Source organism: Klebsiella sp. D5A (assembly GCF_001620885.1).
GTDB classification, from domain to species: domain Bacteria; phylum Pseudomonadota; class Gammaproteobacteria; order Enterobacterales; family Enterobacteriaceae; genus Klebsiella; species Klebsiella variicola.
Map to the genome: position 1 here is coordinate 1 of NZ_LOAR01000048.1, position 712 is coordinate 712.

Consider the following 712-nt stretch of genomic DNA (forward strand, 5'->3'; position numbering starts at 1 on the left):
GCAGGCGACCGTTTTGTCTCTTCCCGGACGGGGCGTTTTTATGTCACGAAGAACGGAAACGCGACACTGACAACCTTTGGTCTGGTCCGTTTGCTGAAAGATAGCGTTCCGGGCAAAGAACAGTACTGGGTCACGCTGGATCCGGTGCTGGTGGAGCCGGATGGTGAAATTCAGGGGCTGATGCCGGAATGGATGCAGAAGGCAAAACAAAAAGGTGCTTTTGACGCCGTGGAACTGACGGAAGGAACGGAGGAATGGAAGGTCAGCGCCGGAACGCCCGTCGGGTTTATGGGCTGTATGGAGTCGCCGGGTGAGGGGAATCAGCTTGTGGACAGGGAGTGGTTTGTCCATCTGGAAGTGTTGAGTACAGACAGCAGAATGCCCGGATTTTTAGCCAATCCGGCGTGTGTGAAGGGTGAAAAAAAGTCAGTGCTGGCGCCAAAGGGAAAATCCCTGTTTACCCGACAGGATGCCGCGGGACAGCCGGTATTTACCCCGACATCGGCGAGGCTGGACGCGCAGTGCCAGCTCTCCCGGGGAGCGGCAACGCCCGTCTCGGATGAGTCACAAAAATGGTGGTATAAAGTCAGCGGCAGTGGCTGGTTACCACAAAATGATGTTGAGGAAGTTAACCAGTACGATTTAGAGAAACTTGGGTTTCAGGCGCTGGAGGAAAGCAGCGGGGGCGATGTGATGAACAGCCCGTATGAGA

1 pseudogene is annotated in these 712 nt (G+C 55.3%); it reads left to right on the forward strand.

Going from position 1 to position 712, the window contains the following annotated elements:
* Window positions 1-712 (forward strand): annotated as a pseudogene (locus tag AS136_RS25935) (hypothetical protein); the annotation flags it as partial.